Source organism: Desulfurella sp. (assembly GCF_023256235.1).
Taxonomy (GTDB): Bacteria; Campylobacterota_A; Desulfurellia; order Desulfurellales; family Desulfurellaceae; genus Desulfurella.
Genome location: NZ_JAGDWY010000053.1, coordinates 8181 through 14056 on the forward strand (window position 1 = coordinate 8181; position 5876 = coordinate 14056).

The 5876-nt window shown below is 32.6% G+C and carries 7 protein-coding genes; 2 read left to right on the top strand and 5 right to left on the bottom strand.

Annotation, left to right across the window (positions count from 1 at the left end):
• The coding region (gene feoB / locus Q0C22_RS05155; protein WP_291492454.1) for a ferrous iron transport protein B at positions 1 to 1244 on the bottom strand (1244 nt) is incomplete at its 3' end.
• Positions 1241 to 1465 carry a FeoA family protein gene (locus tag Q0C22_RS05160; RefSeq protein ID WP_025391603.1) on the bottom strand — a complete coding sequence of 75 codons (225 nt, stop codon included), beginning with the start codon at positions 1463 to 1465 and terminating at the stop codon, positions 1241 to 1243. The genes feoB and Q0C22_RS05160, both read right to left, overlap by 4 nt.
• Before the next feature lie 104 nt (positions 1466 to 1569).
• Between Q0C22_RS05160 and Q0C22_RS05165 the strand changes: the two genes are divergently transcribed.
• Positions 1570 to 2202 (top strand): site-2 protease family protein, encoded by a 633-nt coding sequence (locus tag Q0C22_RS05165; protein WP_291492457.1) that lies wholly within the window; start codon positions 1570 to 1572, stop codon positions 2200 to 2202.
• Positions 2203 to 3195 carry a tryptophan--tRNA ligase gene (gene trpS, locus Q0C22_RS05170; RefSeq protein ID WP_291492458.1) on the top strand — a complete coding sequence of 331 codons (993 nt, stop codon included), beginning with the start codon at positions 2203 to 2205 and terminating at the stop codon, positions 3193 to 3195. It begins immediately after the preceding gene.
• On the opposite strand, the gene accC is transcribed toward trpS, so the two are convergent.
• From accC to Q0C22_RS05185, 3 genes are all read right to left on the bottom strand, one after another.
• Positions 3186 to 4535, bottom strand: coding sequence for an acetyl-CoA carboxylase biotin carboxylase subunit (accC, locus tag Q0C22_RS05175; protein ID WP_291492461.1), 1350 nt, complete (start codon positions 4533 to 4535; stop codon positions 3186 to 3188). The two genes, trpS and accC, sit on opposite strands and share 10 nt — an antisense overlap.
• A 9-nt stretch (positions 4536 to 4544) precedes the next feature.
• A complete protein-coding gene (accB, locus tag Q0C22_RS05180; RefSeq protein WP_291492463.1) occupies positions 4545 to 5009 on the bottom strand; it encodes an acetyl-CoA carboxylase biotin carboxyl carrier protein in 465 nt (154 codons plus the stop codon).
• 124 nt (positions 5010 to 5133) lie between these two features.
• Positions 5134 to 5876: hypothetical protein (locus tag Q0C22_RS05185; RefSeq protein WP_291492465.1), on the bottom strand; the 743-nt coding region annotated here is incomplete at its 5' end.

Sequence of the window (5876 nt, forward strand, 5' to 3'; positions counted from 1 at the left end):
AGTGTAGCCAAAAAAGCACTGATAAATTTCTCCCTTTTGTCCCTTATTATCCTCGTAGCCATAACAGCAGGTACACTACACCCATAACCCATAATAAAAGGTATTACGCTTGTTCCATGAACACCGATTTTATGCATCAATGAATCCATTAAAAAGGCTATACGAGATAAGTATCCACTATCTTCAAGTATACTGAGTATTACAAAGAAAGGCACTAAATAAGGCAAAGCAATACCAATGGCAGCACCTATGCCATCAATTGCACCTTTTGTTAGCGACAGCAAAAATGCATTATGGATGCTTGCTTGCAAATATTCATCTGTAAATGAAAAAAACTTATCAATTAAACTCTCAAATGGAGAACCACCTTCAAATACTATAAAAAAAATAGCTATAAATATTAAAAATAAACTTACATAACCCCATATAGGGTGCAATAAAATTTCATCGATTCTTTCGCTTATTGGCAAACCTTTTGAGTCTTTTACTTTTGCACTATATTCAAAAATATCAAGACACAAAGCATGTCTTTCTTTTGTAATTTCAGCGCCATTGTTTAATAAAACCCTTGTAGTTTCAAGCAAATCTTGACACTTTGGATACCAACTGACGATTTCTTCACATGCAGAAAAACCTTCAATGGCTTTTATTGCAATAAGCTTTGGAGGCAAAATCAATGTAGTTGCCTGAGATTTAAGACATTGCTCTAAATTTTCTATAAAGCTTTCAAGTCTTTTTGAATATATGCATCTTTTAATGGGCTTTTGAGCTGTTAAGGCTGCATTAATCAAGTCTTTGATACCTTTTGCCTGTTTTGCAATTACTGGAATTACTTTTACACCAATTGAATCTTCAAGTTTTGATATGTCAATTTCTATACCTTTCTTTTTGGCCTCATCCATCATATTTAATGCAACAACCATGGGCTTATCAAGTGAGATGAGCTCTAATGTTAACTCTAAGCCCCTTGTAATAGTAGATGCATCTAAAACATTGATAATACAGTCAAAATCCATGGTAGCTAAAGCTTTTACACTTTCCTTTTCTGCATCATCATACCAGCTTAATGAGTATGTACCAGGCAAATCAACTAACTCAATAGACTTATTTTGAAAGTAAAATTTTCCTATAGTATACGAAACTGTAGCACCTGGAAAATTTGCGCTAATACTTTTATACCCTGCAAGCTGATTAAATATTGTACTTTTACCGCAATTTGGTTGGCCTATTAGTGCAATTTTCATATCTCTTCCACGATTATTTTTTTTGCAATACCACGGCCCAACACTACATCACTACCTTCAATTGAAACAATCAATGGCCCGGCAAATGGTGCAAGTCGTTTTATCTTCAAAATGACTCCTGGCACAATGCCAAGCTGTAACAATCTTTCTTTTGATCTACAACCGGATTCAAATCCAACTACCCTTACTTCTTGTAAAACCTTTGAATCTATGAGTCTCATATTAGAATTTATATAGTAAGCAAATCTAGTTGTCAACTGTGTTAATTGAATAGTTGACAATTTTAAAAAATTAGTGCATTATTTGTGAGATTTAGGGGTGGATTTTGGATGCAAGCATAATCCTGGCATTGCCTGTTTTGCTGTTAGCTATAGTAATACATGAAGTTTCTCATGGCTATATAGCATACCTTTTTGGCGATTCCACAGCAAAAAGAGCAGGTAGATTAACACTAAACCCAATAGCCCATATTGATTTATTTGGCACAATACTATTGCCTGCATTATTGATATTTGTTAGATCACCGGTACTATTTGGCTGGGCAAAACCAGTACCAGTAAACTTTTATGCACTAAAAAAACCAAAAAGGGATTCAATATTTGTTGCTATTGCAGGTCCTGCATCAAATATTTTAATGGCAATTTTTTTTGCAATAGTTTCATGGTTATTATTCTTTGCTTTTGGAAATAACACATCTGTTTTTTTAGAAGATGTGCGTATTATGTGTATGTATGGTGTTCAAATTAATATTATTTTTGCATTATTTAATTTACTTCCTATTTTACCCCTTGACGGAGGTAGAGTACTTGCTGGGTTACTTCCAAATAGACTTGCATATCAATATTCAAAATTAGAGCCTTACGGTATGTACATTGTAATATTGCTTCTTTTCCTTGGTGTTTTAAACTTTATAATAGCTATATCAAACCCAATTGTTAGTTTTTTGCTAGGAGGCTAAATGGCAATAGTTTTAAGTGGAATGAGACCAACTGGAAAGTTACATTTGGGAAATTTATATGGCGCTTTACAAAATTGGATAAATTTACAGGATAAATATAAATGTTATTATTTCGTGGCAGATTGGCATGCACTTACTACAGGTTTTAGTGAGTCAAAAGAAATTTATAATAACACACTTGAAATGATTATAGATTGGCTTGCATTTGGACTCGATTCAAAAAAATCAACTCTGTTTGTGCAATCACTTGTAAAAGAACATGCAGAGCTTTTTTTGCTGCTATCCATGATAACGCCAGTAGGAAAATTAGAACGCGTACCATCTTATAAAGATCAAATTGCCCAGCTTGGTGAAAGTAGAACCGCAAATTATGGCTTTTTGGGATATCCCGTTCTTATGAGCGCAGATATTATTATTTATAAAGCAAACTACGTACCAGTTGGCATAGATCAAATAGCACATTTAGAATTTACAAGAGAAATCGTTAGAAGTTTTAATAATATAGTTCAAAAAGAAGTCTTTATAGAACCAGAACCACTTTTAAGCGAATTCCCAAAGATACTAGGCACTGACGGTCGTAAAATGAGCAAATCATATGGTAATGCAATCTACTTAGCTGATAGCGAGGAAGAAACAGCTCAAAAAATCAGAACAATGTTTACAGATCCACGCAGACTTAGAAGAACCGATCCTGGTGTAGCAAAAGAATGTGGCGTATTTATGCTTCACAATATCTTTACTGACCAACAAACTTGCAATGAAATTGAATCTTCATGCGCAAATGCATCAATTGGTTGCACTGATTGCAAGAAAATACTAAACAAAAACCTTAATGAAAAATTAAGACCAATACGAGAAAAAAGAAAGCAACTCCAAGAAAACAAAAAGAATGAAATTATAGAAAATATTAGAGAATCTAGTAAAATCGCCTCTCAAGCAGCTAAAGAAACACTCAATATTGCTAAAGAAGCGATTTTCAACAATTACTTGTGATTATTTAAAAAAATTCTATCTATAAAATTTGTGTCGTAAGTATTGTTAATAAAATCTTGAGAAGATAATAGTTTTTGGAAAAACTTTATGTTTGTTTTTATACCTTCTATTTTAAATTCGCTTAAGCTATTTAACATTCTTGTGCGAACTTCTTCACGAGTTTTACCACTTATTATCAATTTTGCTATCATGGAATCGTAGTATGGACTTACATTGTAACCGCAGTAAATATGCGAATCTAATCTGGTGTGAGCACCACTGGGTATAAATAAAAATTCAATTTTACCAGGCGAAGGTATAAATTTTTCCGGATCTTCTGCATTTATTCGGCATTCCATTGCACAACATTTTGGTTTTAGATCTTCTTGTTTAAATGATAATTCATAACCATAAGCAACCATAATTTGTTCTTTTATTAAATCTACATCGTAAACAGTTTCACTTACGGGGTGTTCTACTTGAATACGCGTATTGATTTCAATAAAGTAAAAATTTTTTTCTTCATCAAATAAAAATTCAAGTGTTCCTGCATTCCAATATTTTAATATTGAAGCTGCCCTAACAGCAGTTTCTAAAAATTCTGCCCTTTTTTGTTCATCTAAATAGGGACTTGGAGATTCTTCAAGCAGCTTTTGGTGCCTTCTTTGAAGTGTACAATCTCTTTCTCCAACATGCACAATATTGCCAAATTTATCTCCAATGACCTGAGCCTCAATGTGTCTTGGATGTTCTATAAATTTTTCAACATATATATCTTCTCTACCGAATGAACTTTTGGCTTCACTTTGAGCAGCATTGAATTCATTAACTAATTCGTTTTCACTACGAACAACCCTCATGCCTCTACCACCGCCACCCCAGGATGCCTTAAGAAGTATAGGATAACCTATTGTATTTGCTACAGATTTTAATTCATCAAGATTTTTCACTGCACCATCACTACCAGGGATTGTAGGTATGTTGTTTTCTTTCAATATCTGTTTCACTTTTGATTTATCTGCAAGACGAGCGATTGTTTCTTTATCCGGTCCAATAAAAACTACATCTAAATCATTACAAATCTTAACAAATGTTGGATTTTCACTTAGAAAACCATACCCGGGATGAACAGCATCAGCTCCAGAATTATGAATTGCTTGAGCTAAAGAAAATAGATTGAGATAGCTTTGCATTGACTGAGCTGGACCTATACAGATAGCCTCGTCTGCAAGCATTACAGGAATAGAATCTTTATCTTCAACAGAATAACCAATGCAAGTTTTAATGCCCAACTCTTTGCAAGCTCTAATTATCCTTAAAGCAATTTCTCCTCTATTTGCAATAAATATTTTCTTAAACATACCTTACAATTAACCCTTTCTTACTAAAAATAAAGGTTGGTCAAATTCTACTTTTTGGGCATTTTCAACAAGAATCTTTTCTATAGTACAATCAAACTCAGCCTCAAGTTCGTTCATTATTTTCATTGCTTCTAAAATGCAAAGCACTTCGCCTTTTTTTACTTTTTGTCCTTCCTCAACGTATGGCTTTGCATCTGGAGCTGGTGCTCTATAAAATGTTGCTACCATAGGCGATCTGATTTCAATTAAATTAGGGTCTTTTTCTGATTCTTCAGTACTTTTTGCAACTATAGATTGTGTTGGATATTGTGAAACTACTTCGGTAACCCTAAGATTATCCTGTCCTGCAACACTTTCAGGGAATGCTTCTTTCTTTTTAAGTGTAATTTCAAGCTCATCATCTTTGTAGCTAAACTCTACAAACTGACTATTCTCTACAATTTTAATAATATCTTTGAGTGTTTTGATATCCACTTTTCCCTCCTTACAACTAACTAAATACAAAATACCATAAATTAAATTTTTTTGCAAATTTTAAATTAGTACTTAAAAAATATATATTTTTGCATAATTAATTAAATTTTCAGCATTATTATAGTTAATACTCAACCGGCGTTTCTTCCTTATATAAGATATCATCTATTGGATGGCGATACAATGGCATATTTAAACGTTTTTCATCTAAATAATGGCCGATCATACCAATAGTTCTTCCAATTACAAAAAAAGCATTAAATGTCCCATTTTGGATTAGATTATCAATTTCTTTATCAGAAAGTACAAATATTCCTTGTCCTAATTTAGCATCTATTTTGTATTTAGATATGTGTTTTTTAGTAACTTTATCCGCGCCGCTTACTATCCCCTGATTAACATTACATATATCCCCCAATCTTTTAGAACCTTTAAGCATTTTTTGAAATATTTCTTTTAATTTTGATTCAGAATTTGACGTAGAACCACCCAATAATCTGATTTGGTTATCTGAGCCTTCAAAAAGATCATCCTGATTTACGTTTCTATATTCAGTTTCATCATCATTACCATTTATTATTTTATAGAAGCTTTCTAATGTAGCATTACCTTTCTTTTTTACAATAATAATTTTGGCAGGTTTATTATAGTTTTTTGTTTTAGTTAATATTGTTATCATGTTATGTTGGCCTAACGCCGATTTAAACACTTTAAATTCATTAAAATCGATAATCTGTACCACGCTTGTTTTATTTTTTATATCAGTACGTAATTTAGTGCCCCCAGTAGCTGTTGGGTAATAATCTGTGGTTATAAATCCAATTAAACCCCTTTTTCTGCATAAGTTTATAGCTAAATGAATGAAAA

Bases quoted from the DNA above. Each gene is read 5' to 3' on its own strand.
- Q0C22_RS05160 (WP_025391603.1), bottom strand. From the start codon at position 1,465: ATGAGACTCATAGATTCAAAGGTTTTACAAGAAGTAAGGGTAGTTGGA.
- trpS (WP_291492458.1), top strand. From the start codon at position 2,203: ATGGCAATAGTTTTAAGTGGAATGAGACCAACTGGAAAGTTACATTTG.
- accC (WP_291492461.1), bottom strand. From the start codon at position 4,535: ATGTTTAAGAAAATATTTATTGCAAATAGAGGAGAAATTGCTTTAAGG.